The following is a 25,898-nucleotide window of genomic DNA, read 5'->3' on the forward strand; positions in this document are numbered from 1 at the left end:
AAATGGTTGACGTTCATAAGCCCGAGATACGTTCGAAGAACATGCGGGCTGTCAGACCTAAAGATACAAGACCGGAATTAATTGTTCGTCGTGCCATCCATGCGCGCGGATTTCGTTATCGGTTGCACGCTCGTGACCTGCCAGGCTCTCCCGACTTAGTTCTTCCGAAATATCGCTCAGTAATTTTCATTCACGGCTGTTTTTGGCATGGACACAACTGCCCAATGTTCAAAACTCCTGCCACTAATACAGATTTCTGGATTAGTAAAATTGAGCGTAATAAGGCTAACGACTTGAAATTTATGGCCGAATTACTTGGAGGTGGGTGGAGGGTCGCGGTAGTTTGGGAATGTGCCCTCAAAGGAAGAGGGAGCAATGCCCAAACAGCTGTAGATCTGCTTGAAGAATGGTTGCTTAGTGAAAGAAGCGAATTGGAGCTTAGAAGATGACATTCGCTATGGAAAATGATTTCTTGCCCCCTATAACGATCTTATTCAACGTCGGCGGATGTGGTGGATATCCGAAGAATATGCGGGGCTAGATTCTTTCCAGAGTAGGGATGTAGCTTTGTATTGCTGCCGAATTTCTTTTTTTAAAGAGTTTCACTCTCAGACAAGTTCACTAATTTACGTGACAATAAGATAATAGGAGTTTTATGGGGCAACGTATTGCCTCCTTCCTTTTATCATCCCGGGGGACCTGTGGAATGAACGATGATCTTGTCAATGAACCTGATGCTAAGCGGCTGATTTTTGGTCTGCGCGATACCGGTTATAACGTTAGAACAGCCGCGGCAGATATTGTCGATAACTCAATCGCGGCTGGGGCTGACCAGATAAATCTGGATATTGTATTGCGACCTGATGGGCGAAAAATTGTCTATTTTGGTGACAATGGCCGGGGGATGGATGCTGACGGTGTATGGCGCGCTATGAGGTACGGAGCACCAGAACGAGACAATCCAGAAAGCTTAGGGAAATTCGGTCTTGGACTAAAAACAGCTTCCAGCTCGGTATGTCTCAAGTACACACTTGTTTCAAGAAAAAACGAAGGCGATGAGCTTGCCAAGCTCGCTTGGGACTTGGAACACGTTGCTACCAAAGAGCGCTGGGAAATGCTTCATGAGCCTGTCACAGAAGATGAGCGTGAAACGTTTGACGAGTTGTGCGGAGCGAAAGGTACTTTGGTTATATGGGAAAACTGCGATCGTATTTTGACTAAGGATTATGAGCCTGGCGGCGCTCAAGAGAAGGCAGCGATCAACAGGCTCGCCGAAAATTTGGCGAAGCACTTCTCGCTTGTGTTTCATCGGTTTTTGGATAAAGGCGATAAACGTGAGTCAGATATCAGCATTTTTATAAATGGGGTGCCTGTTGAGCCATGGAACCCTTTTTATCCGGCTCGTTCGGAGCAAGTTTTGGCAGAGCAAAAGCAAGTCTTAGAAATCGAGCTGCCAGATGGATCGACGGATCTGGCTCGAATAAAGGCTTGGATACTTCCGCACCGTAGCGACATGACCAAGGATGAGGAGAAGGCCTACGCACGTATCTCAAATCGAGCACAGGGCTTTTACGTCTATCGTGAGGGGCGATTGATTCAAGACGGTGGTTGGATGGACGTGTTTGGGGTTCCGGAGCCCCACTACTCTCTGCTGCGTATCGAATTCGATTTTGGGCACAAGCTGGATGATGCATTTCGGATTGATGTGAAGAAGTCGAGGATTCTATTCCATCCGGAACTCGCTGATGTACTAAACGAGTTGCTGCAGCCCATTTATCGGGAAGCCGGGCATCGTTACCGCAGGAAAAACCGCGAGCAGGTCAATACGAAGTCTATTGATCATACTAGTGCGAACAAAAATATCGCAGACACTAGTGGTGCTGATGCTCCCCGGATAGATTCGGTTGATCCGAAGACACAGTCGGCAGTGGTATCCAATAATCTCGGGGCAAAAATTAAGATTAAGACCCCTGTTCAGAGTAATGTCAGCGAGGAGACAGTCTATGTCGAAGCGGTCGATAGCATTCGGACGGGGGAGCTTTGGCAGCCGGCTTTGCGAAGCGCTGGTGATAGTGGATATGTTCCGGGCGTCCTGCTTAATAAGCATCACGATTTTTATCTTAAGATATACAAGCGTGCCGCAGCAAATGGTTATGCTGTTGATGGAATGGACATACTGTTATGGGCCTTTGCGGTCGCCGAGCAAAATAATACCAACGCTGAACTAGAGCCGATTTTCGAAGATATTCGGTCCGAAATATCTAATAACCTCAGAAAGCTTTTACGGAATATTCCAGACGTGGAGCCTGGCGAAATTTCTGATGATGACGAAGCGTAATTTGATCGCGGATCGCCGCGATTTAATTCTCAAAGAGCTCTTAGAAGGGACGGGAGCAGAGTTCGCTGCAGCCGAAGTCGATGGGGGGCTTCGAAGAGGGCTGCGAGTCTGGTTTGCAGACTTGGACGAGCGGCATGGGCCAGTGGCTGAGTTGCGTCCGTACGGCTTGAAGGGGCATCAAATAAACTTATTCTTCGGGAATTTCTCTGGTGACGTTATTGCGCAGATTCTGAAAGCTGCGCCGGAAGACGTGCAGCTGGCACGCGCGTTGGTTTCGTCTATTCGTGCCGACATCGCCATTGAGATTCCGGGACAGTCCTTCGAGCAATGGAGTGTTTCTGACGGTTCATTTCGGATCCGGGCCACCATACGCGATCGGGAGCAGCCACACGATGACGCAGCTCTGGTGTCGACGTGTCATGAGGTAATTGTTCCCCTAATGGCTGCGATGGCTGAATTGATTGGATATGACGTCATTGAGGATCGTGACAATGCAGATGCGGCTGCTTTTGAGGGAGCGGTCCTCAAAACGGTGGTAAGACGGCGAGAGAGGAATCCTCGTAATCGCCTTCTCTGTCTCCGGATACATGGTGAGAAATGCATCGCTTGCGGATTGGAGCCGCGGAGGAAGTATCGCGAGGCAGGTGCAATAATCGAGGTCCATCATCTTGAACCTCTGTCGAATTTGCTTGAGCCGCGCCCATACGATCCCCGTATCGATCTGGTTCCACTTTGTCCGGCTTGTCATCGTGCGGTGCATACTCGCAAGCCGATCCCATACAGTCTTGAAGAGCTGGCAGAGATCATGGGGTCCTGCGATGTTTGATTCCATTAGCTTCCCGGAAGATTTCGACGAGCTATGTAAGAGCGTACCGACAGGATTTTCCATCTCAGCCCGTATTGTTGATCCGATAATTATTCTCGACAAAGACGGAAGAAATATCGTCGCGAAGATTGCTGGCACCCGTCTGCTGAGGGGAGAGCGGCAAGTTTATTTTGCGCCAAGTAATCGCCACTCATGGGTTCTCGACGGAACGACTATTCGTCCTCTGCCACGTGATGCAACTTCCATTTTTGCTGATATCTTCGATGGATTAGATCCGCAAAGTTTGCGTTATCCGGACGCCGTGCGATTGATGCGGCAGGCCCCGGTGGAGATCGAGGTTTTAGGAAGCGAGAATTTTCGTAAAGCAGGAAAGGTTGCGGCTGATGACTTTAGTGATACGAGTGATATACCAAATCTAAAAGCGAAGCTTTTTCCATATCAGGCTCGAGGAGTTCGTTGGATGTGGGAGACAATTTCACACACCGGCGGCTTGGTTCTTGCTGACGAAATGGGGCTTGGGAAAACTCTTCAGATCATAGCGTTGTTAATGATGGAGCCGCCTGAAAGCGCTTCGCCGGCGTTGATAATTTGCCCGACCAGTTTAATAGCAAATTGGCAGAGAGAGCTTCTCCGATTCGCTCCTGATTTGACAGTTGCTGTCCATCGTGGATCGGAAAGGACGGGGACTTATCGTGGGTTGCAGACTTCGAGCGTAGTAGTCACAACATACGACACGATGGTTAACGATATCGCGATATTTTCTTCGTTTGAATGGTCTTGGGTAATTTGCGACGAGGCTCAAGCAATCAAGAACCCTGACTCAGGTCGACGCAAAGCTGTTGCATGTATACCCCGTCTCCGTACCATTCCCATGACAGGCACTCCTGTTGAGAACGGCCTCCTTGATTTATGGTCTCTGGTCGATTTTGCTATTCCCGGTCTTCTGGGGAGCCGGCAGGAGTTTGAGTTGAATTATCCGGATAGCATGGAATCAGCTCGGATCATTGGCCAACTTTGTGATCCGATAATACTTAAACGTAGGGTGGTTGATGTTGCGGGAGATCTCCCGGATCGCATTGATGTTGATGTGCCTTTGGAGCTCGATAATGCACTCGTAGAGCACTACATGCAGGTAAGGGCCGAAACTATGGCTCGTTATCCCGTTGCTGGTGCGTTGGTTGCGACGCTTCAATTACAACTGGTGTGCGCGCATCCTTGGCTTCGCACATCGGTACAAAGTGATCCCGAAGGGGAGGATGCTGAGATTTCTCCTCTGAAAGAATTTCCTTTGATGAATTCAAAGATGGAGCGCGCAGTACAACTTATCCGTGAAGCGTTTGTAAACGGGAAAAAAGTTATTGTATTTTCTCTGTTCAACAAGATAGGGGACTTACTTTTTGAGGCTTGTAAAAGCGGCCTCGCTTATTGGGGCGCGATTAACGGTTCAACTGCGCAGTCACGTCGGCAAGAAATAATTGATGAGTTTGCTGCATATGACGGACCGGGATGTCTTGTTTTAAATCCTAAGGCGGCGGGCGCTGGTCTGAATATTACGGCTGCAACCGTGGTAATACACTTTACTCCTGTGTGGAATCCTGCTCTTGAATCTCAAGCGAGTGCTAGGGCTCATAGAAGGGGGCAGACCCAACCTGTGACTGTTTATCGCCTCTTCTACGTGGACACAGTGGAGTCTGTTATGGTTGAACGATCAATGTGGAAGAATGATCTTGCAAATGAAAGTATCCCTATTTCGATAAGGGATAAAGTTGACACTAAACGAGCTCTTGATATTTCACCCCAAAAAATATGACAAAGAAATCATTCAGTAAAATTTTAAGTGCCAACGACGTTGGAGCAACAGGTGGGCATCAAGGCGGGATTCTGATACCAAAATCCGAAGCTGAATTGCTGGAGTTTTTACCGTATCTTGACCCTGGTACTAAAAATCCCGACGCATGGATTTATTGCGTAGACGAGGCCGGAGAGAAGAGAAAATTTCGCTTTGTCTATTACAACAATAAGCTCCATGACCCTAAGGGCACGCGAAACGAATATCGCATTACCTATATGACAAAGTACTTTAGGGAAATGAGGGCGCGTGAGAATGACACGTTTGAGATATCACGCAGCGCTGGGCGAAGCGAATATTCGATACGCGTTGTTCGATCCCCAGACATCTTCGTGGAACATGGCTGCGGCGAAGTGGTGCGGATAAAACTGACAAAAACCTGGCGACGCATTCATTAAACTGCGAAACCGGGATGGAGAGGTTTGTTCCCTGCATCGAGCCGCCGGACAAAGGCGGGTCCTTAGCTGAGTCTAAAGTTGTGCAAACAAAAAACCCGCCTTTCTTTCGAAGAGGCGGGTTTTTCGGACGGCGCCGCATACGCATGATTGCACATGCAGCGACGGGTATCTGGTGGTGATAGGTGGACTTGAACCACCGACCCCAGCATTATGAGTGCTGTGCTCTAACCAGCTGAGCTATATCACCAGGAGGCAAGCCCGAGACTATAGAGGTCCAATCGCCTTCTGTCAATACTTTTTCCGCATTTCCCTCTTGATTTTATCCACAGGCCCCGGCAGCTCATCCGGCGCGGCGTTCCGCCAAGGCTTGCTGCACCCGCGCCAGCACCTCGGCGGTGGCCTCCGGGCGGTTGCAGTCGATGCTGATGCGCTCCGGCATCGAACGCAGCCAGGTCAGCTGGCGCTTGGCCAGCTGGCGCGTGGCGGCAATGCCTTTCTCGCGCAGGGCCGTGGCATCAATGCTGCCGTCCAGGTATTCCCACATCTGGCGATACCCCACACAACGCATCGACGGCAGCCCCAGATGCAGGTCGCCCCGCGCACGCAGAGCGGCGACTTCACGTTCCAGCGCGCCACCGCGCAGCATCAGGTCAAAGCGCAACGCAATGCGCTCGTGCAGTACCGCACGGTCAGCCGGTTCCAGCGCCAGCGGCAGCATCTCGAACGGCAGCGGCTCAGGCGGCTTCTGCGACAGCAAGGACGACATCGGCTGCCCCGTCAGCAAGCTGATCTCCAGCGCACGCTGAATGCGCTGGCTGTCAGTCGGCTTCAGTCGCGCAGCCGTGACCGGGTCCAGCGTCGCCAGGCGCGCATGCATGGCCGGCATGCCGATCCGTGCCGCCTCCTCGTCGAGTTGCGCACGCAATGCCGGATCGGCCTGCGGCAGCTCATCCAGCCCGTCGCGCAGCACCTTGAAATACAGCATCGTGCCGCCCACCAGCAAAGGCAGCTTGCCGCGCGATGCAATCTCCAGCGTGAGCCGCAGCGCATCCTGGCGGAACTGCATGGCCGAGTAAGCTTCGGTCGGGTCGATGATGTCGATCAGGTGGTGCGGCACGGCCGCCAGCTCTTCCGGGCTGGGCTTGGCGGTGCCGATATCCATCTCGCGATAGACCAGGGCCGAATCGACGGAAATGATTTCGCAGGGCAGGTGGCGGGCAATCTCCAGCGCAGCGGCAGTCTTGCCGGACGCAGTGGGGCCCATGATGGCCACCGCCAGAGGCAGTTGCTGGGTCATCGCACGATCCTTACTGGCCACGCAGGAAGAGCTTGTCCAGATCCGACAGGCCCATCTGGGTCCAGGTCGGACGGCCGTGGTTGCACTGGTCGGAACGTTCGGTGGCTTCCATCTGGCGCAGCAGCGCATTCATCTCCGGCAGCGTCAGGCTGCGATTGGCACGCACCGCCGTATGGCAGGCCAGCGTACCGAGCAGTTCGTTGCGGCGCTCCAGCAAGACACGCGAACCACCGTACTCGCGCACATCGCGCAGGACGTCGCGTGCCAGCGTCTGGGCGTCAGCGTTCTTCAGCAGCGCCGGGACGGCACGCACGGCCAGCGTGGTCGGGGACATCACGGCAATGTCGAAGCCCAGGGCCGACAGCGTTTCCTGATGTTCTTCCACCGTGCCCACTTCCACCGGATCGGCATAGAAGGTGACCGGAATCAGCAGCGGCTGCACGAACATCTCGTTGCCATCGAGCGCGGTCTTCAGTTGTTCGTAAAGGATGCGTTCATGTGCGGCATGCATGTCCACCACCACCAGGCCGGCCTGGTTCTGCGCCAGCACGTAGATGCCATGCAGTTGCGCCAGCGCGAAGCCGAGCGGGAAGTCGCCGTCCGGCAGGGGGGCGGCGGGCTGTGCAGCGGACTGGAAGGCTGCGCTGTTGAAGCCTGCCGCCGCATTGCCACTGTCGCTCTGCCCGGCAGGCTCGCTGCGGAACATGTTGCCGTAGGCCGCGCGATCCTGGCGTACGCCAAAGCCGCCGCTGCCCGGTCCGCCGTTGCCGGCAAAGGAGAACGGGCGCGGTTGTTCAGCGAACTGGGCGGAGAAGCTCTGCTGTTTCTGTTCGCGCATCCAGGGCAGCGGGGCATTCGGGCCACTGGCGGGAGCGGGCGCGCCCTCGGCGCTCTCGGTCTGTTGCTGCGGCAGATTGCCGAAGGACACGGCCGAGGTCTGCGCCAGCGCGCGCGAGACTGCGTGGAACACGAACTGGTGTACCGCGCGGCTATCGCGGAAACGCACTTCGATCTTGGATGGGTGCACGTTCACATCCACCAGCGCCGGGTCCAGCGTCAGCGACAGCGCATAGGCCGGATAACGGTCGCCATGCAGCACATCCTGATAGGCGGCGCGCACGGCGTGGGTGAGCAGCTTGTCACGGACGAAGCGGCCGTTGACGTAGAAATACTGGCCATCGGCGCGTGCCTTCGAGGCCGTCGGCAGGCCGACGAATCCATGCAGGCGCAAGGGGCCCGCACTCTCGTCGAGCGGCAGACGCGCATTGGCGAATTCGTCGCCGAGGATGTGGGCGCTGCGCTTGGCGAATTCACCGACGTTCCAGTGATCGACCGTCTTGCCGTTATGCGACAGCGAAAAACTCACATCCGGACGCGCCAGCGCAATACGCCGCACGACCTCGGCGCAGTGGCCGTATTCGGTCTGTTCCGACTTGAGGAATTTGCGCCGCGCCGGGGTGTTGAAATACAGGTCCTGCACGTCGATGGTCGTGCCCTGTGCGCCCGAGGCCGGGGCCACGGTACCAAATTGGGAGCCGGTGATTTCCCATGCATGCGGGGCATCGGCGGTGCGGCTGGTTACCGTGAGCTGCGCCACCGAGGCAATCGAGGCCAGCGCCTCGCCGCGGAAGCCGAGCGTGGAGACATTCTCCAGGTCAGTCAGCGACGCAATCTTGGACGTCGCATGGCGCGCCAGTGCCAGCGGCAATTGCTCAGGTGGAATGCCGCGTCCGTTGTCGGTGATGGCGATGCGCTTGACCCCGCCTTGCTCCAGGCGCACGGTGATTTGCGTGGAGCCGGCATCAAGCGCGTTCTCCAGCAATTCCTTGACCACGGCGGAAGGACGTTCGATCACCTCGCCAGCGGCAATCTGCGAGATCAACTGATCGGGCAGGGCCTGGATGGGGCGGTGGGACGGGGCGGCAGCCGGTTCGGAAGCGGGGGAGGAGTGCGGTGCGTTCATGGCGGGATTATACCTGCCGACGCCAGGGGCCGGATGTGACGAAGCCGCCCGTAGGCGGCTTCTTGGGAGCGGATTCGATCAGGGTTTTCTGCAGGGCAATCGTTGGATCGCCGCGCAGAAAATCATGCAAACGATATAAATGATTTACACACGGAAAGTGCTCACTGCGGCAGCCAGGCGCTCGGCCTGCTGCTGCAGCGATTGCGCGGCGGCTGCGGCCTGCTCCACCAGCGCTGCATTCTGCTGGGTGCTCTCATCCATTTGCGCGATGGCACGGTTGATCTGGTCGATGCCTTCGCTCTGTTCGCGGCTGGCGGTGGTGATCTCGCTGATGACGGTGGAGACGCGCTGCACGCTGGCCACCACGTCATTCATGGTGTTGCCGGCCTGGGAGACCAGCTGGCCGCCACCGGCCACGGTCTGCACCGAGGCGTCGATCAGTTCCTTGATTTCCTTGGCGGCCGAGGCGCTGCGCTGGGCCAGCGTACGCACTTCGGTGGCGACTACGGCGAAGCCGCGTCCCTGCTCACCGGCGCGGGCCGCTTCCACCGCCGCGTTCAATGCCAGGATGTTGGTCTGGAAGGCGATACCATCGATCACGCTGATGATGTCGACGATGCGCTGCGAAGAGCTGTTGATGGCATCCATGGTCTGCACTACCTGACCCACGACGTCGCCGCCGTGGCTGGCGACTTCCGAAGCGGAACCGGCCAGTTCATCGGCTTGAATCGCGTTGGCGGCATTCTGCTTCACGGTCGAGGTCAGCTCTTCCATGGCCGAGGCGGTTTCTTCCAGGGCACCCGCTTGCTGCTCGGTACGCGAAGACAGATTGAGGTTGCCGGCCGCGATCTCGCTGGCGGCGGTGTTGATTTCTTCGGTCCCGGCACGCACGCTGGAGACCACTTCCGACAGGCCCATGCTGATACCGTTGAAGGCGCCCATCAGGCGGCCGATCTCATCGCTGCTGTGCACGTGCAGGCGAGTGGTGAGGTCGCCACCGGCGATGCGGTCGGCGGCATTGCACACCGCATCCAGCGGACGGGTGATCATGCGGTTGATCATCACCGTCAGGATCGCGCCGAGCACCGCCAGGAACAGCAGGCCCAGGCCGATGTAGAGATTGCGCATCGAGTTGACTTCGCGGGTGATCTCATCGACCGCCGCTTCACCGACGATGACCCAGTTCCACGGGGCATAGTGAGTGAAGACGGCGATCTTCTGGCGGCCATCGCTGCCGGTGTAGCGCAGCTGGCCTTCCTTCTGCTGCACCAGGGTCTTGATGTAGGTGTTGCCGCCAGCATCCTTGGCCTCGATCAGGTTGCCGCCTTCTTCCTTGCCTTCGCGCGGGGCACCGGCAATCATCACGCCCTGGTCCTTGCCTTCGCGGCCATTGAGCGCGTAGAAATTGCCGGTCTCGGCGATCTTGAGCGACTTGATCTGGTCCTTCAGCGCCTTCACGTCGGCCGAGATGTCGATGCCCACGTAGAGCGCGGCGATGATCTGGCCGGCGTCATTCTTGAAGGGCACGTACTTGGTGATGTACTGCTTGCCGAACAGGGTGGCCACGCCGCTGTAGGTCTTGTCGGACTTCAGGGCGGCATAGCCGGGATGGGCGCGGTCAAGCAGGGTGCCGACGGCGCGTTCGCCATTTTCTTTCTTGACGGAAGTTGACACTCGCACGAAGTCATCGCCGGTCTTGGCGAAGATTGTGGCGGTCACGCCGGTGTGGGCGGTGAAGCGGTCGGGGATGGAGAAATCCATGTTCAGTTCGCGGCCATCATTGGACAGCACCGGCGTGGCGCGGTCGCCGATCTGCACGGTGCGGCTTTCGTCCAGGGTGAGCTTGCCGAATTCCTTGTCGAACATGGTGGAGAAGCGGTCCACCTGGCTGTTCACCGAGCGGTCGAAGATGCCCACCATGTTGGCCACGCCGCGCGCGTCGTTGCCCATCTGTTCGATGGAGCGCGATTCCACCATGCGTGAAGCGGAGTAAGTGATCAGCATCAGTGCGATCACGAAGACGATGCCCACCAGGGCTACCGTCATGGCAGTCAGTTTTGCACCGACCGAGCGATGGAACAGAGATGCGCCGCGCGCATCAGACATTGCATTAGCCATGGCTGTTGTTGTTCTTGAAGTCAAAGGGTGTGGAAAAGCAAATACCGAACCAAAACCATCCGAGGACCGATGGCGATCGCTGACTACGCGCCCATCTCGCCATCGTTTGCCCTCCTTCTTTCCGTCTTCCGGAAGGTCCTGCAACACAGTGCCTGCGTACCGATGACAGCTTGGCCGGAGGAGCGGCATGCTGCATCGGATTGCCGAAACGGCAATGCAACGCGGTCACTCACGTCAGGGGCCTTCCTTGCACGGAGGCCCAACGTTCATGCTGAAATCACGGTACTTGCGGGGAAGCGAGTCAGTATATCGTCAGCATTTTGCGCTACATCAAAATACTTCGAATGTTTGCGCCCACATGTAACTGTGCTGTTGTTTTTCCGGCGAGAAAGTGCCTTTTTTGCATGGAACTTTCGATTGTTCTTGCCTGCTTGTATTTATTTCTCTCCAAGTTCAGCCGCGCGGTCCTGTCGCCCCCGGCGGAGCGGCGTTTTCTCCGCGGTAATCCCGCACCCAGCTTTCGAGTTGATCAGCCGACATCGGCCGCGAAAAATAATAGCCCTGCGCCACGTCACAGCCCTGGCTGATCAGCAGCCGGTACTGGTCGGCATCTTCCACACCTTCGGCCACCACGGTCAATTTGAGGCTTTCGCCGATGCGGATGACCGCATTGGTCAGGGCGCTCACCGCCGCGTCCTTGGCCATGTCGCGCACGAAGCTCTGGTCCAGCTTTAGTTCGGAGACTGGCAGCTTGCGCAGGTAGCCGAGGCTGGAATAACCGGTGCCGAAGTCATCCATGGCCAGCGGAATGCCCAGTGCATGCACGGCGGCGATGGTCTGGTTGGTGCTGGGGTTGGTATCCATCAGCACGGTCTCGGTGATTTCCAGCGTGAGGTCGGTCGGTGCCAGGCTGTAGCGGCGCAGCAGGCCGGTGAGAAATTGCGGCAGGTCGAGATCGTGGAAATTGGTGGCCGACAGGTTCACCGAGACCGACGGCACTTGGATCCCGCGCCGCCGCCAGTCAGCCAGCTGGAAGCAGGCCTCTTCCAGCGCCCACTTGCCCAGTTCGCCGATCAGGCCGCATTCTTCGGCAATCGGGATGAAGCGGCCCGGCGAGATCTGCCCCAGTTGCGGATCGTGCCAGCGGGCCAGCGCTTCCACGCCGTGCAGGCTGAGGTCGTGCAGGTTGATCTGCGGCTGGAAGTGCAGTTCGAAGCTGCCGCCGCGCAAGGCATCACGCAGCGCGCCTTCCAGCACCAGGCGTTCCTGGGCGAGGCTGTTCATCTCCTCGCTGAAGAAGCTGAAACGTCCCCGGTTCACGGCCTTGGCCTGGTACATGGCGATGTCGGCGCGATGCAGCAGGGTCTCGATGTCGTGGCCGTTGTCGGGGAAGATCGCCACCCCGATGCTGGCCGAGGGATTGAGCGGCGTGCCGTTGATGTGGCAGGGCATGGCCAGCCGTTCCTGGATGCGCTTGACCACTTCGGTCAGGTGGTCGGTGTCGTATTGGGTCAGCACCACCACGAACTCGTCGCCGGAAAGACGGCCGACGATGTCCGAGCGGCGCGCCTGTGATTGCAGCCGCGTGGCCACCGTGCGCAGCAGTTCATCGCCGGCCTGGTGGCCCAGCGAATCGTTGACCTGCTTGAAGCGATCAAGGTCGATGAACATCACCGCCACCATACTGCGGTTGCGCTCGGCTGCCGCGATCGCCTGCCCGGCCTGTACCAGCAGCAGGCTGCGGTTGGGCAGCCCGGTCAGCGAATCATAGAAAGCCAGCTGGTGGATGCGCGCCCGCGAGGCTTCGCGTTCGATGGCCAGCGCGCACAGGTGCAGGCCGGCATCCACCAGCAGGTGGTGGAAGGCGCTCGGCGCGCGCGGCTGGCGATAGTAGAAACCGAAGGTACCGATGACCTTGCCATCGGCCGACTTGATCGGGGTCGACCAGCAGGCCTGCAGGCCGTGGCTCAAGGCGATTTCCTTGTAGTCGGCCCAATGCGGATCGGTGGCGATCTCTTCCGAGACCACGCTCTCGCCGGTATAGGCGGCGCTGCCGCAGGAGCCCACCAGCGGACCGATCTGGATGCCCTCGATGGCGCGTGTGTAGGCTTCCGGCAGGCTGGGCGCGGCCAGGGTATGCAGTCGGCCCTGTTCATCCACGCGCAGCACCGAGGCGATCACCTCGGGGGCGACGCGTTCCACTTCTTCGCACAGCAGGTTCATCTGCTCGGCCAGCGAGGAATCGCGGGCCATGGCGTTGAGCACGCGATACTGCAGGACTTCATGGACCTTGGTATTGGTGATGTCGGTCATCACGCAGACCGCATTGATGAGCTTGCCCTGCACGTCGAGGATGGGATTGACCACCGCCGAAATCCAGACCGGCTGTTCGTGCAGGTCGTGGATCAGTTCCTCGGTGTGGAAGCTGTGTCCCTGCAGCAGCTCGCCATGGCAGCGCTCGATCGACTTGACGAACGTCGGGTGACTGGCAAACAGCTCGCGTGGCAGCTTGCCGATGGTCTGCTGGCTCTGGAAGCCCAGCATGCGGGTGAACCCGGTGTTGTGGAAGACGATGCGGTTCTGCTCGTCGGTGATGAGCACGGCATTGTCGGTTTCGTTGATGCCCAGCGAGAGCAGGTGCAGGTGTTCACGGTCGCTCTTTTCGCGGGTGACGCGGTAGGTGACGTCGTTGCCGATGCAGATCACGCGCTCGGCCTTGCCCTGGGGATCGAGCAGGGGCGAATAGGTGGCTTCCCACCAGATCGTGCGACCACTGCGCGTGCGGCGCGGGAAACGGCCGGAGAAGAAGCGGCCACTGCAGACATCGCGCCAGAAGATCGCATATTCCTCGCTGTCGGCATAGCCGGGCGGACACAGCACGCTGTGCGGCTGGCCGATCAGGTCGTCGGCCAGGTATTCCATGGTTTTGAGGTAGTTGCGGTTGGCCGCCAGGATCATGCCCTGGGGCGAGAGTTCGACCACGCCCAGCGAGCGGTTCAGGGCGCTGAGCACATTGTTGCTGTGATGCGAATCGTCGATGTGCGAACTGATGTCGGCCGCCACCGAGATCACCTTGCGCAGCTGGCCGCTGCCATCCAGGATCGGACTGCACAGGGCTTCCAGCCAGACGATGGTGCCGTCGATTCTGCGCCGCTGCAGCGTACCGGCGATCACCTCGCCCTGGCGCAGGTGCTGCCAGAAGCGCTGGTAGTCCTCGGTCTCGACAGAGAGCGGGTCACACAGCATGCGGTGATGCTGGCCCACCACTTCATGTCGCTGGTAGCCCAGCATGCCGAGGAATTTGTCATTGGCATCGAGGATGCTGCCATCGGCAGCGAATTCGAGAATGGCCATGGAACGCCAGAGCGCGCCCAGCAGCGCCTCGCGTTCCTCCTCGCGCAGGCGCTGGTGATCCCCCTGCGGCTGCGACGGATGATCGAACTGGCCCACGAATGACTCCTGGCTCCCCATACAGCGCCCCCTCTGGCCGGTATTGACGCCCGTGCGTCTTGCCTCATGCAGTGCGGAGTTGCGATTGCCCGGGTTCCCCGTTTTCCCCCGGTGGCTTCCATTTGCCCGTCCGTCAGCGCCGTCCCGTCTGCCTTACCGCCAGCGACCGCGCCGCGGAAAGGCGCAGAACATGCTTGATGATGCATATTCGGCACATCAAAACTGAACGAATCTGACTTTGATCATATGCCAAATCCTTCCGGTTGTGCGTGCGGGCGGCGGCCTTGGCGGGCCGCCACACAACGATCTGCGAGCTTGTGTGAGGATCTTCTTGCGGCAAGTTTCCTCAAGGATTTTATCGGCCGGTATCCGGGCTTCTTGAGTTGCGGCGGGGTGAGTGTTGTATGATGCCTGCGCAGGTGCGCGAGATCGCTTTGCCTGTGCGATAGGTCCCGGCGGAGTTGCTGGCGGGAAATATCCGGCCGCGCGGCGATGGGGAGCCCCGGCCTTGATGAATCACCAAAGATTGGGCTTTATGGATTATCTGCAGTGGCTGGACGTGCTGGTGCACGTGGACAAATATCTGGGCGTCCTGATCGAGCAGTACGGCCCGCTCATTTATGCGGTGTTGTTCCTGATTGTCTTCTGTGAAACCGGGCTGGTGGTCCTGCCCTTCCTGCCGGGGGATTCGCTGCTGTTCATCGCCGGTACCTTCTGTGCGCTGGGGGCCATGGACATCTGGCTGCTGATGGGCCTGCTGATCGCCGCCGCGGTGGCCGGCAACACGCTCAATTACTGGATCGGCGGCTGGGTCGGGCAACGCGTCTATACCCACAACTACCGCTGGCTCAACCCCGACGCCCTGCGCAAGACCCACAGCTTCTACGAGAAACACGGTGGCAAGACCATCGTGATCGCCCGTTTCACCCCCATCGTGCGCACCTTTGCGCCCTTCATCGCCGGCGTCTCGGCCATGAGCTTTGCGCGCTTCCAGCTGTTCAACGTGCTGGGTGCCTTCCTGTGGGTGGTCAGCCTGGTGGTGCTGGGCTACCTGTTCGGCAATATTCCGGTGGTGCGGGAGAACCTCAATACCCTGGTCCTGATCGGCCTGGTCGGTGCCGTCATCCCCATCGTGCTGGGGGCGCTGTGGCAGCTGTGGCGCAAATTGCGCGGCAAGCGCAAGGTCAGCAACGCCTGATGTCCGCCTTCCCGGCAGGACGCGCCCGATAAAAAACCCGGCCTGCAACTGCAGTGCCGGGTTTTTTGTTGCCTGCCAGGGCCGACTTTCAGGTCAGGCGATTCTTGGCCAGCGGCGGGTTCTTGGCGAAGTAGTTGCGGATGCCGGTCAGGATGGCATCGGCCATTTGCTCCTGATAGCGCTCGTCGGTGAGCTTGGCTTCTTCTTCCGGGTTGGAGATGAAGGCGGTCTCGATCAGGATGCTGGGAATGTCCGGAGCCTTCAGCACGGCAAAGCCGGCCTGTTCCACCGCGCCCTTGTGCAACTTGTTGATGCCGCCGATTTCCTTCAGCACCGCATTGCCCACGCGCAGGCTGTCGTTGATCTGCGCCGTGGTCGACAGGTCCAGCAGCACGCTGGCCAGCTGGCGGTCATGGGTCTTGATGTTGACCCCGCCGATCAGGTCGGCCGAGTTTTCCTTGTTGGCCAGCCAGCGTGCGGCGGTGGAGCTGGCGCCCTTTTCCGACAGGGCGAACACGGAAGAGCCGCGCGCCGTCGGCTGCACGAAGGCATCCGCATGGATCGATACGAACAGATCGGCCTGCACCTTGCGCGCCTTGACCACGCGCTGGCCCAGAGGCACGAAGAAGTCGGCATCACGGGTCAGCATGACGCGCATGTTGGGGTATTGCTCGATCTTGCGTTTGAGGCGCTTGGCGATGGACAGCACGACGTCCTTCTCGCGGTTGCCGCGCGCGCCGGTAGCACCGGGGTCTTCGCCACCGTGGCCGGGATCCAGCGCGATGGTGATCATGCGGGTCAGCTGCATGCGCGGCTCGTCCGGCACCACCTTGGGGTTGCGCTCGGTCTTGTCTTCCGGCTGCGGCTTGATCTCGGCCAGCGGGGCCGGATCGGGTTTGGGCGGTGCGGCCGGGGCCTGCGCCAGCGGCGGGGTGGCCGGGCTTTCCTTGTTCCACTCGCCCTTCTGGATGAGGGCGGCGATCGGATCGGGCGGCGCGGCCGGGTACAGGTCGATGACGAAGCGGTATTTGTATTCGCCCACCGGGGCCAGGGTGAAGACCTGCGGCTTGATCTCGTCCTTCAGGTCGAACACCAGGCGCACCACGCTGGGCCGGTTCTGGCCCACGCGTACCTGCTTGATGTAGGGGTCGTTGGGCTGGATCTTGGCGACCAGGTCCTTCAGGGTGCTGTTGAGGTCGATGCCCTCGATGTCCACCACCAGGCGCTCCGGGTTCTTGACCACGAAGTGGGTGACCTTGAGGTCGCTGTCGTTTTCCAGCGTGACGCGGGTGTAGTCCTCGGACGGCCAGACACGCACGGCCAGGATCTGCGAAGCCAGAGCGGGCAGGGGAGTGACGACGGAGACGAACAGGGCGCCGCCGGCTTTGAGGATGGTGCGGCGGGTTTTGGACTTCACAGGTTGGGAGCGAATTTCAGTCGAGCGAGGCATTGATGACCCTTGTCGGACAACGCACGCAATTCTACATCACGACCGTCCCCTGCAAGCGACAGGTTGACGTGTATGTCCGGTGGCGGCAACACCGGATCGCCCTTTTCAGGCCATTCGACGATACAGACGGAGTTTTCGTTGAAATGTTCACGAAAACCGGCATCGAGAAATTCTTCCGGGCTGGCCATGCGGTACAGATCGAAGTGGATGACTGTTACCATGCGGCCTGCGAAGGAAACTTCATAAGGCTCCGCCAGCGTGTAGGTCGGGCTCTTGACCCGCCCCTGGTAGCCCGCCGCATGCAGCAGGGCGCGCGTGAGCGCGGTCTTGCCGGCCCCGAGGTCGCCGTGCAGGTAGATCGCCAGGCCCGGCGCCAGCACCTGGGCCAGGTCGGCCCCGAGGCGGGCGGTGGCGGCTTCGTCGGGCAGGTGGAGGTGGAGTCGCTGCATGCTCATGCTGTTCTGGGTCATCCGGGATGGTTCGTTACAAGGTTCTAGTCTGAAGGTTCAAGCGCTCATGTCCATTCACCCCACGCCTGCCGATCCGATCGGGAGCACTGCCATCGCCGATCCCGCCGGCCTGGCGGCGCTGGCGGCCGCCATCAAGGCCTGGGGCCGGGAGCTGGGGTTTGCCGAGGTGCGCATCGCCGATGTCGACCTGTCGCACCGCGAGGCGGGCTTCCAGGCCTGGCTGGACAAGGGTTATCACGGCGAGATGGATTATATGGCAAGCCACGGCCTGAAACGGGCACGGCCGGCCGAACTGGTGCCGGGCACGGTGCGCGTGGTGAGCGTGCGCATGCCCTACCTGCCGGCCGCCGCCGATCCGGATCAGCCCGAGCAACCTGACTGGCGCGCCCGCGAAGAGGCGCGCAGCGCCGATCCGGCGGCCGCCCAGGTCTCGATCTATGCACGCGGACGCGATTACCACAAGGTCCTGCGCGCCCGCCTGCAGCAGTTGGCCACCCGCATCGAGGGCCGCATCGGCCCCTTCGGCTACCGCGTCTTCACCGATTCGGCCCCGGTCATGGAAGTGGCCCTGGCCGAGAAGGCCGGACTGGGCTGGCGCGGCAAGCATACGCTGCTGCTGCATCGGGAGGCCGGCTCGATGTTCTTCCTGGGCGAGATGCTGACCGACCTGCCGCTGCCGGTGGATGAACCGGTCACCTCGCACTGCGGCCAATGCAGCGCGTGCATCACGGCCTGTCCGACGGGGGCCATCGTCGCCCCTTATGAGCTGGATGCGCGGCGCTGCATCTCCTATCTCACCATCGAACTCAAGGGCAGCATCCCGCAAGACCTGCGCCCGCTGATCGGCAACCGCATCTATGGCTGCGACGACTGCCAGCTCTACTGCCCGTGGAACAAGTTCGCCCAGCGTGCCAGCCTGCCGGACTTCGACCCGCGCCATGGCCTCGACCGGGCGAGCCTGGTCGAGCTGTTCGGCTGGAGTGAAGAGGTCTTCCTGAAGAACACCGAAGGCAGCGCCATCCGCCGCATCGGCCATGAACGCTGGCTGCGCAACCTGGCCGTCGGGCTGGGCAATGCGGCCGATGCACCCTCGCACCGTGGCGATGCGGAGATCGTGGCGGCTTTGCGGGCGCGCCTGGATCATCCGTCAGCGCTGGTAGCCGAGCATGTGGCCTGGGCGCTGGCCCGTCATGGAGTCCATGGAGTCGCAGGAGCAGATGGAGTAGAGTGACCCCTCCCAACAAGGAGGAGACACCCCATGCCCAGACTGAATCGTGCCGTCCTGCTGGCCAGCGCGCTGGCTGCGAGCCTGCCGCTGGCGGCCAGTGCCCAGCCCGCATCGACCGAAAAGATCGCCATCCCCGGCCTGCAGCAACGCGCCGAGATCCTCATCGACCGCTGGGGCGTGCCCCACATCTATGCCGCCAGCGAGCGCGATGCCTTCTTCATGCAGGGTTTCAATGCCGCGCGTGACCGCCTGTTCCAGATCGACCTGTGGCGTCGGCGCGGGCTGGGCCAGCTTTCCGAAGTGTTCGGTCCCGCGTATCTGCCTCAGGACCGTGCGACCCGGCTGTTCCTCTACCGTGGCGACATGCGGCGTGAATGGGCTGCCTATGGCCCCGGTGCGGAAAGCGTGGCGCAGGCGTTCGTGGAAGGCATCAATGCGTATATCGATTACGTCTCCCTGCATCAGGAAAAACTGCCTTACGAATTCCGCCAGCTGGGCTATCTGCCGGCCAAGTGGCAGGCCGAGGACGTGGTGCGCATCCGCAGCCACGGCCTCACGCGCAACCTGCAAAGCGAAGTGGCGCGCGCCAAGGTGGCGTGCGCGGCCGATCTGAAATCCGATGAAATCCGCTCCGGCCTGACTCCGCCCTGGACCGCCGGGATGCCCGAGGGCCTGGACCCTTGCCTGCCCAAGGACCTGCTGCAGGTCTTCACGCTGGCCACGCAGGGCGTGCGGATTACCAAGGAGAGCCTGAACGCCGCCACCACGGCAGGCGACAGCCAGCTGGTGCGCATCGAGCCGGCCGTCAATCCGGAAGAGACCATGGAGGGCAGCAACAACTGGGTCATCGCCCCGTCGAAGTCGGCCACCGGCCGCGCCATCATGGCCAACGATCCGCATCGCGCCTATTCGGCCCCGTCGCTGCGCTACATCGCCCACCTGAGCGCACCGGGCATGAACGTCATCGGGGCCGGCGAACCGGCCCTGCCGGGCATCTCCATCGGCCACAACGGCAGCATCGCCTTCGGGTTGACCATCTTCAACATCGATCAGGAAGACCTCTACGTCTACCAGCTCAATCCCGACAATCCACAGCAATACCGCTATCAGGGCCAGTGGGAATCGATGCGCGTACTGCATGAACCGGTGCGCATCAAGAACGGCGCACCCGCCGTGGCCGATCTGAGTTTCACGCGCCATGGTCCGGTGATCTACGTCGATCAGGCCAAACACCTGGCCTACGCGGTACGGTCGGGCTGGCTGGAGCCGGGCATGTCGCCTTACTTCGGCAGCATCGCCTACATGCGCACGCGCAATTTCAAGGACTTCAAGCAGTCCATGCTGAACTGGGGCGCGCCCACCGAGAACCAGGTCTATGCCGACACCAAAGGCAACATTGGCTGGGTGCCGGGCGGGCTGGCACCGAAGCGGCCCAACTGGGACGGGCTGCTACCGGTGCCGGGTGACGGGCGATATGAATGGTCCGGCTTCTGGCGCGGCGACCAGCTGCCCTCGTCCTACAATCCGGCGCAGGGCTGGTTTGCCTCGGCCAACCAGATGAATCTTCCTGCCGATTATCCCTACCGCGAGCGCAAGCTCGGATTCGAGTGGACCAACAATTCGCGCTTCACCCGCATCAGCGAAGTGCTGGCCAGCCTGCCCAAGGTCTCGCTGCAGGATTCGATGCGGCTGCAGAACGATGACCTGGCCATCCCCGCACGCCGCCTGGCCGCCTTGCTCAAGCCCTTGTCCTCCGATGACGCCAACACCCGCGCTGCGCTGGCCATGCTGGGCCAGTGGGATTACGTGGAACGCAGCGAGTCCGCGCAGCCGGCGCTGTACGAAGTCTGGCTCTCGCGCCATCTGGGCAAGGCCTTCAAGGAAGCCGTGCTGCCCAAGTCGGCTGCCGATGCGATGGGGGCGCCTGATACGGCAGTGCTGCTCGATACGCTGGAAAACCCGGTACCCGCCTTCGGCGCCGATGCTGCGCAGGCACGCACCCGGCGCGATCAGATGCTGCTCTCCAGCCTCGGTGCTGCCTGGGCCGAACTGGCCAAGCTGCAAGGCGCGGATCCGTCGCAATGGCAATGGGGCAAGCTGCACCACAACCTGATGGCGCATCCGCTGGCCGATGTGGTGGATGAGGCGACCCGCAAGAAGCTCAACGTCGGACCCATGCCCAAGCATGGCGGGGCCTATTCGCCCAATCAGTCGACCTATCGCGTCAATGATTTTCGCCAGACCAACGGGCCCTCCTTCCGCGTGGTGGTGGACGTAGGCCGCTGGGACAATTCCTGGGCCGTCAATGCGCCGGGCCAGTCGGGCGACCCCGACAGCCCGCACTATCGCGATCTGGCCGACAAGTGGTTGAAGGGCGAGTATTTCCCGCTGCTGTATTCACGCGGGGCCATCGAGAAAGTCACCGAGCACCGCATCGTGGTGCAGCCGGTGCGCTAGACAGCAGGGCTGGCCTGATGCGGCAGGATCAATGCACCAGCGCCAGCCAAACCGGAATGCTCAATGCCGAGAGCAGCGTCCCGAACGAAATGAGGAAGGCCGTGAAGGGCCCGTTGCCGCCCATGCGCGCGGCCAGGATGTAGGCGCTGGAGGCGGTGGGCAGGCTGCAGAACAGCACCACGATGCGCCACTGCAGCGGTGGCAGCTGCAGCAGCATGCCGATCAGGTAAGCGGCCAGCGGCACTGCAACCAGCTTGATGACGATGAACCAGGCCACTACCGGCTTGCTTTCTTTCAAACCCGACAGCCGCAGTCCGGCCCCGACCATCAGCAGGCCCAACGCAATGGAAGCCGCGCCCAGCCGCGAGAGCACCACACTGGCCACTTCCGGCAAATGCAGCCCTAGTGCAGAAAACGTCAACCCGCCAGCAGTCGCCACCAGCAAGGGATTGCGGGCCAGCTCGCGCAGCAGGTTGCTGTTTTTTGCGGCCAGCGCATGGACGGCTGCGATATTGCAGAGGGGCACGCCAAAACCAAGAAGGATGGCCATCAGGCCCGCGCCTTCTTCGCCCGCCATGCGGGTGGCCAGTGCCAGCGCGATATAGGAATTGAAGCGAAAGGCGCATTGCATGCCCGACTCGTAGGTCATGGGCGTGGCGCGCAGGAAGGGTTTGCCCAGCCAGGTCAGCGCGATGCCCACCAGCAGCGCCGCAACGCCCGTCTGCACCATGCCGCCGGTGACCGAGAGATCAACCTTCAGGCGCGCCGTCGAATAAAACAGCAGCGCAGGGAAGAGGATGAAATAGACCAGCTTCTCCATGCCGGCCCAGAATTCTTCGCCCCAGTTGGAAATGCGATGGATCAGCAGGCCCAGTGCAATGAGGCTGAAGTCCGGCAGCAGGAGGTTGAGGATCTCCACGTGCTTACTTCAGCAGGCGTGCCAGCTCGACGGCAGTCTTGACGTTCATCTTGTCGAAGATGTGGGCGCGATGGACTTCCACGGTGCGCATGCTGATGCCCAGCTCATCGGCAATGACCTTGTTCATCTTTCCGGCCAGGATCAGGTCCAGCACTTCGCGCTCGCGCGCGGACAGCGCCGCCAGGCGGCTCTGCACGGCATCCTCGGCACTGCCGGCGCGCGAACTTTCCAGCGCTTCCAGCACGCGGTCCATCAACTGGTTGTCGTTGAAGGGCTTTTCGAAGAAATCGAAGGCACCGTTCTTGAGCATATCCACCGCCATCGGCACATCGCCGTGACCGGTGAGGAAGATCACCGGACGCCGGTGCAGCAGGCCCTTGGTCTTGAGTTCATTGAACAGCGCCACGCCGCTGGTGCCGGGCATGCGCACGTCCAGCAGCAGGCATTCGCCCTCGGCGTCGATGCCGCTGGCATGGGCCAGTGCGCCCAGCACGGCGGCACCGCTTTCATAGCCGATGGCGGCGATATTGCGCGAGCGCGCCAGCCAGGTCAGCGAATCGCGGATGATTTCTTCGTCGTCGACTATGTGCAGCATCGGTATGCGGGGCGGGAATCCAGTGTGGGAGAGGCGTCTCGTTATTGTGGCTGCCCGCTTTGGGCGGGCAGCGAAAACCGGAAGATTGTACCGCCTGCCGGGTTATCGGTGTAAGTGAGCGTGCCGCCGTGGAATTCGATGGTGGTGCGGCAGATGTTCAAGCCCATGCCCATGCCCTCGGCCTTGGTCGAGAAGAAGGGAGAAAACAGGCGCGCCGCCACTTCCTCGGCAATCCCGTGCCCCTGGTCGATCACCGAGACCGTGACCGATTCTGCACCATCGTCATTGCGGGTCAGCTCGGCCGTCACGCGCAGGATGCGGCGCGCCGAGGGCACGGCGGCCATGGCCTGGATGCCGTTGCGGGTCAGGTTCAGGATCACCTGCTCCAGCAATACCTGATCGCCCAGCACCGGCGGCAGCGACTTGGGCACCTGCCATTGCAGCACCACGAAGAACTGCTGGGCCTGCAATTCGATGAGCGGGGCCACGTTGTCCACCAGCTGCCGGATCTGCAGACGCTGGCGCGCCGGTTCGCGCTTCTTGACGAACTGGTGCACGCTGCGGATCACGTGGCCGGCGCGCTGGGCCTGGGTGTGGATCTTTTCCAGCGCCGGCTGCAGCGCCTTGGGATCGGCCTGGCCCTGCTGCATCATGTTCAGCGCCCCGGTGGTATAGCTGGAGATGGCCGCCAGCGGCTGGTTCAGCTCGTGCGCCAGGGTCGAGGCGATCTCGCCCATGCTGGCCAGGCGGGCGCTGGCCTGCAGCTTTTCTTCCTGGGTGCGGTTGAGGTCTTCGGCGCGCTTGCGTTCGGAAATGTCGAGGATGGAACCCATCCAGCCGGTCTGCTTGCCATCCTGGTCCACCAGCGGCGATTCGAAGATCAGCACCGGGAAGCGCTCGCCGTCGCGGCGCTGGAAGATGGTCTCGAATTGCGGCGTGGCGCGCCCGGCCAGCACGTTGGAGAAACGCTCCTGGTATTCATCCATGGCTTCCGGCGCCCAGTAAGGCATGGGCGGGATTTTGCCGACCAGTTCTTCCGCCGCGAAGCCGACCATCTTGCAGAAGGCCGGATTGACGTAGGTGATGCGGCCCTGCAGGTCGCGGGCGCGCATGCCGGTGACCAGTGAATTTTCCATCGCGGCGCGAAACACGGCTTCGTTGAGCAGGGCCTTCTCGGCCTTGGTCCGGCGGTTGATGTCGCGCCACAGCGCCCACAGGCTCCACAGCAGACCCAGCGAGAGCACGATCACCGAGCCCACCAGCAGGTTGGGCAGCAGCTTGGGTGCGCTCTTGGTGCTGTTGGTATGCAGCACCAGCGTCAAGCCCGGCAGCTCCAGTTCACGCCGATGGGTGTAGACGTTCAGGCCCGGTCCGCCCGAGGTGCGGCGTGCCACCACGTTGTCATCGGTATCGGTGAGCGAGATTTCATTGTCCTGGGCGAACCACCACGGCACCATCTCGTTGAGGATGCGTGCCACCGCATAGCTGGCCACCAGGCTGCCGATGTAGTGATTGTCATGGAACAGCGGCACGTGATAGTCCATCAGCATCGGCTCGGCGATGCCGGGCGGGATGGCCGGCGGGCTGTAGAGCGGGCGGCGCATCTGGCGCGCGCGGTCGGCCGTCATCAGCGAGGGTTGCGAGAGGTCCTTGCGGCTGATCGGAAGATCATCGGTTGAAGCGACCGGATGGCCTTCGGCGTTGAACCAGGTCACGCGATAGAACTCGCGGTTGTTGCGCAGCAGGGCGTTCAGGCGGCTGCGGAAATGATCCTGATGCAGGCGGCCGTTGCTGATCTCGCGGCCGATGATGCGCATGCTCTCGTCATCGCGGCTGAGCTGGAAGCGGATCGCCTGTTCCACCCACAGCGAATCGGCGATCAGTTGCTCCAGCCGTTCGCTGGCTTCCATCTGCTGGGCCTGGCGCGGCAGCCAGATCAGCGTGGCCAGGAACAGGCACACCAGTAGGAAAGGGATCAGCCAGCGCATGGTGGTCTTGCGGCCGGAGGCCTGCAGCTGCGAGGCGGCATCGGGCTGGGGAGCGATCGGGGGCGGCGGGACGGTTTTCATGACGCCGCCAGTGTAGCCGCGCCCAAAAGCTTGCGCCAGCTTCCTGCGTGGCGGGAAGTGGACGGCAGGGACATTGTGGTTAACCACACTTGCTCCGTTTTGGTGAGGCCGCGCAAAATTCGCCAGCACAATCCGGTCCCCGCCAAGACCGGCCTTAGTCCATAAAAATTACTAACTAAATCATTTCCATCTCATTGGGGAGACAAGCATGAAACTGAAGTCCATCGTCTTTGCGCTGGCTGCGGCGACTGTCGTCAATGCCGGCCTGGTGGCCAGCGCCTTCGCGCAACAGCCCATCATCATCAAGTTCAGTCACGTGGTGGCCAACGACACGCCCAAAGGCAAGGCCGCCGAGCGTTTCAAGGAGCTGGCCGAGAAGGCCACCAAGGGCCGCGTGAAGGTCGAGGTCTATCCCAACAGCACGCTGTACAAGGACAAGGAAGAACTGGAAGCCCTGCAACTCGGTGCCGTGCAGATGCTCGCGCCGTCGCTGGCCAAGTTCGGTCCGCTGGGCGTGAAGGAGTTCGAAGTCTTCGACCTGCCTTACATCTTCCCCAGCAAGGACGTGCTGTACCGGGTGACCGAAGGTCCGATCGGCAAGGATCTGTTCAAGAAGCTGGAGCCCAAGGGCATCACCGGCCTGGCCTATTGGGACAACGGTTTCAAGGTGATGTCGGCCAACAAGCCGCTGCATCAGCCCTCGGACTTCCGTGGCCTGAAGATGCGCATCCAGTCCTCCAAGGTGCTGGATGCCCAGATGCGCGCACTGGGTGCCAACCCGCAGGTGCTGGCCTTCTCCGAGGTCTACCAGGCGCTGCAGACCGGCGTGGTCGATGGCACCGAGAACCCGCCTTCCAATCTCTATACCCAGAAGATGCATGAAGTGCAGAAGCACGTCACCGTCTCCAATCACGGCTACCTCGGCTATGCGGTGATCGTCAACAAGAAGTTCTGGGACGGCCTGCCCTCCGACGTGCGCACCCAGCTCGAAGGTGCCATGAAGGATGCGACCAAGTACGCCAATGCCATCGCCCAGCAGGAAAACGATGCGGCGCTCGCCGCCGTCGAAAAGACCGGCAAGACTACCGTCTACCGTCTGACCGACGCGCAGAAAGCGGAGTGGCGCAAGGCGCTGCTGCCGGTACAGCAGCAGATGGCCAGCCGCATCGGCAAAGAGCTGATCGACGCCGTCAACAAGGAATCGGCCGCGCTGGGCCAGAAGTAAATCCGTTGGCTCCAACGGGCGCCCGCCTTCGCAATGAAGCGGGCGCAT

At 60.6% G+C, this 25,898-nt stretch carries 18 protein-coding genes and 1 tRNA gene; 9 read left to right on the plus strand and 10 right to left on the minus strand.

Features of this window, described 5'->3' with window-relative positions:
• Window positions 1–2: 2 nt before the first annotated feature.
• The 5 genes from ACWFUC_RS08955 (at window position 3) to ACWFUC_RS08975 (ending at window position 5,411) form a co-directional block, all read left to right on the plus strand.
• Window positions 3–449, plus strand: coding sequence for a very short patch repair endonuclease (locus tag ACWFUC_RS08955; protein ID WP_209568004.1), 447 nt, complete (start codon window positions 3–5; stop codon window positions 447–449).
• A gap of 257 nt (window positions 450–706) precedes the next feature.
• Window positions 707–2,338 carry an ATP-binding protein gene (locus tag ACWFUC_RS08960; protein WP_209568002.1) on the plus strand — a complete coding sequence of 544 codons (1,632 nt, stop codon included), beginning with the start codon at window positions 707–709 and terminating at the stop codon, window positions 2,336–2,338.
• The gene (locus tag ACWFUC_RS08965; RefSeq protein ID WP_209568001.1) at window positions 2,322–3,164 is read left to right on the plus strand and encodes an HNH endonuclease; all 843 of its coding nucleotides are present in this window, start codon (window positions 2,322–2,324) and stop codon (window positions 3,162–3,164) included. Before ACWFUC_RS08960 ends, ACWFUC_RS08965 begins: the two co-directional genes overlap by 17 nt.
• Window positions 3,157–4,974 carry a DEAD/DEAH box helicase gene (locus ACWFUC_RS08970; RefSeq protein ID WP_209567998.1) on the plus strand — a complete coding sequence of 606 codons (1,818 nt, stop codon included), beginning with the start codon at window positions 3,157–3,159 and terminating at the stop codon, window positions 4,972–4,974. Before ACWFUC_RS08965 ends, ACWFUC_RS08970 begins: the two co-directional genes overlap by 8 nt.
• Window positions 4,971–5,411: an EcoRII N-terminal effector-binding domain-containing protein gene (locus ACWFUC_RS08975; protein ID WP_209567996.1), complete on the plus strand. Its 441-nt coding sequence runs from the start codon at window positions 4,971–4,973 to the stop codon at window positions 5,409–5,411. Before ACWFUC_RS08970 ends, ACWFUC_RS08975 begins: the two co-directional genes overlap by 4 nt.
• Before the next feature lie 170 nt (window positions 5,412–5,581).
• Here the strand turns inward: ACWFUC_RS08975 and ACWFUC_RS08980 are convergent.
• From ACWFUC_RS08980 to ACWFUC_RS09000, 5 genes are all read right to left on the minus strand, one after another.
• A tRNA-Met gene (locus tag ACWFUC_RS08980) sits at window positions 5,582–5,658 on the minus strand.
• A 93-nt stretch (window positions 5,659–5,751) separates the two neighbouring features.
• Window positions 5,752–6,708 carry a tRNA (adenosine(37)-N6)-dimethylallyltransferase MiaA gene (miaA, locus tag ACWFUC_RS08985; RefSeq protein ID WP_204727163.1) on the minus strand — a complete coding sequence of 319 codons (957 nt, stop codon included), beginning with the start codon at window positions 6,706–6,708 and terminating at the stop codon, window positions 5,752–5,754.
• A gap of 10 nt (window positions 6,709–6,718) precedes the next feature.
• A complete protein-coding gene (gene mutL, locus ACWFUC_RS08990) occupies window positions 6,719–8,671 on the minus strand; it encodes a DNA mismatch repair endonuclease MutL (RefSeq protein WP_209567993.1) in 1,953 nt (650 codons plus the stop codon).
• A 144-nt stretch (window positions 8,672–8,815) separates the two neighbouring features.
• On the minus strand, window positions 8,816–10,777 hold the full coding sequence (locus ACWFUC_RS08995; protein ID WP_420840868.1) for a methyl-accepting chemotaxis protein: 1,962 nt from the start codon (window positions 10,775–10,777) through the stop codon (window positions 8,816–8,818).
• Window positions 10,778–11,242: 465 nt separating this feature from the next.
• Window positions 11,243–14,260 carry a sensor domain-containing protein gene (locus ACWFUC_RS09000; RefSeq protein WP_489624680.1) on the minus strand — a complete coding sequence of 1,006 codons (3,018 nt, stop codon included), beginning with the start codon at window positions 14,258–14,260 and terminating at the stop codon, window positions 11,243–11,245.
• Window positions 14,261–14,774: 514 nt separating this feature from the next.
• Between ACWFUC_RS09000 and ACWFUC_RS09005 the strand changes: the two genes are divergently transcribed.
• Window positions 14,775–15,437: a VTT domain-containing protein gene (locus tag ACWFUC_RS09005; protein ID WP_209567989.1), complete on the plus strand. Its 663-nt coding sequence runs from the start codon at window positions 14,775–14,777 to the stop codon at window positions 15,435–15,437.
• Window positions 15,438–15,525: 88 nt separating this feature from the next.
• On the opposite strand, the gene ACWFUC_RS09010 is transcribed toward ACWFUC_RS09005, so the two are convergent.
• Window positions 15,526–16,887 (minus strand): N-acetylmuramoyl-L-alanine amidase, encoded by a 1,362-nt coding sequence (locus tag ACWFUC_RS09010; protein ID WP_039790105.1) that lies wholly within the window; start codon window positions 16,885–16,887, stop codon window positions 15,526–15,528.
• Window positions 16,851–17,336 carry a tRNA (adenosine(37)-N6)-threonylcarbamoyltransferase complex ATPase subunit type 1 TsaE gene (gene tsaE, locus ACWFUC_RS09015; RefSeq protein WP_039790104.1) on the minus strand — a complete coding sequence of 162 codons (486 nt, stop codon included), beginning with the start codon at window positions 17,334–17,336 and terminating at the stop codon, window positions 16,851–16,853. The genes ACWFUC_RS09010 and tsaE overlap by 37 nt, the downstream gene beginning before the upstream one ends.
• Before the next feature lie 67 nt (window positions 17,337–17,403).
• Here tsaE and queG point away from each other — a divergent pair, with 67 nt between their 5' ends.
• Both queG and ACWFUC_RS09025 read left to right on the plus strand, forming a co-directional pair.
• A complete protein-coding gene (gene queG, locus ACWFUC_RS09020) occupies window positions 17,404–18,588 on the plus strand; it encodes a tRNA epoxyqueuosine(34) reductase QueG (RefSeq protein ID WP_134135385.1) in 1,185 nt (394 codons plus the stop codon).
• Window positions 18,589–18,615: 27 nt separating this feature from the next.
• The gene (locus ACWFUC_RS09025; protein WP_489624681.1) at window positions 18,616–21,042 is read left to right on the plus strand and encodes a penicillin acylase family protein; all 2,427 of its coding nucleotides are present in this window, start codon (window positions 18,616–18,618) and stop codon (window positions 21,040–21,042) included.
• Between the two features lie 28 nt (window positions 21,043–21,070).
• On the opposite strand, the gene ACWFUC_RS09030 is transcribed toward ACWFUC_RS09025, so the two are convergent.
• The 3 genes from ACWFUC_RS09030 to ACWFUC_RS09040 are packed head-to-tail and all read right to left on the minus strand — an operon-like array spanning window position 21,071 to window position 24,625.
• A complete protein-coding gene (locus ACWFUC_RS09030; protein ID WP_034334306.1) occupies window positions 21,071–21,961 on the minus strand; it encodes an AEC family transporter in 891 nt (296 codons plus the stop codon).
• Window positions 21,962–21,965: 4 nt separating this feature from the next.
• Window positions 21,966–22,556: a response regulator transcription factor gene (locus tag ACWFUC_RS09035; protein ID WP_489624682.1), complete on the minus strand. Its 591-nt coding sequence runs from the start codon at window positions 22,554–22,556 to the stop codon at window positions 21,966–21,968.
• A 41-nt stretch (window positions 22,557–22,597) separates the two neighbouring features.
• Window positions 22,598–24,625 carry a PAS domain S-box protein gene (locus ACWFUC_RS09040; protein ID WP_039790098.1) on the minus strand — a complete coding sequence of 676 codons (2,028 nt, stop codon included), beginning with the start codon at window positions 24,623–24,625 and terminating at the stop codon, window positions 22,598–22,600.
• Between the two features lie 208 nt (window positions 24,626–24,833).
• Here ACWFUC_RS09040 and ACWFUC_RS09045 point away from each other — a divergent pair, with 208 nt between their 5' ends.
• Window positions 24,834–25,850, plus strand: coding sequence for a TRAP transporter substrate-binding protein (locus ACWFUC_RS09045; RefSeq protein WP_088754662.1), 1,017 nt, complete (start codon window positions 24,834–24,836; stop codon window positions 25,848–25,850).
• The last annotated feature ends 48 nt before the right edge of the window (window positions 25,851–25,898 follow it).

The sequence above is a fragment of the Herbaspirillum sp. Her4 genome, assembly GCF_057961335.1.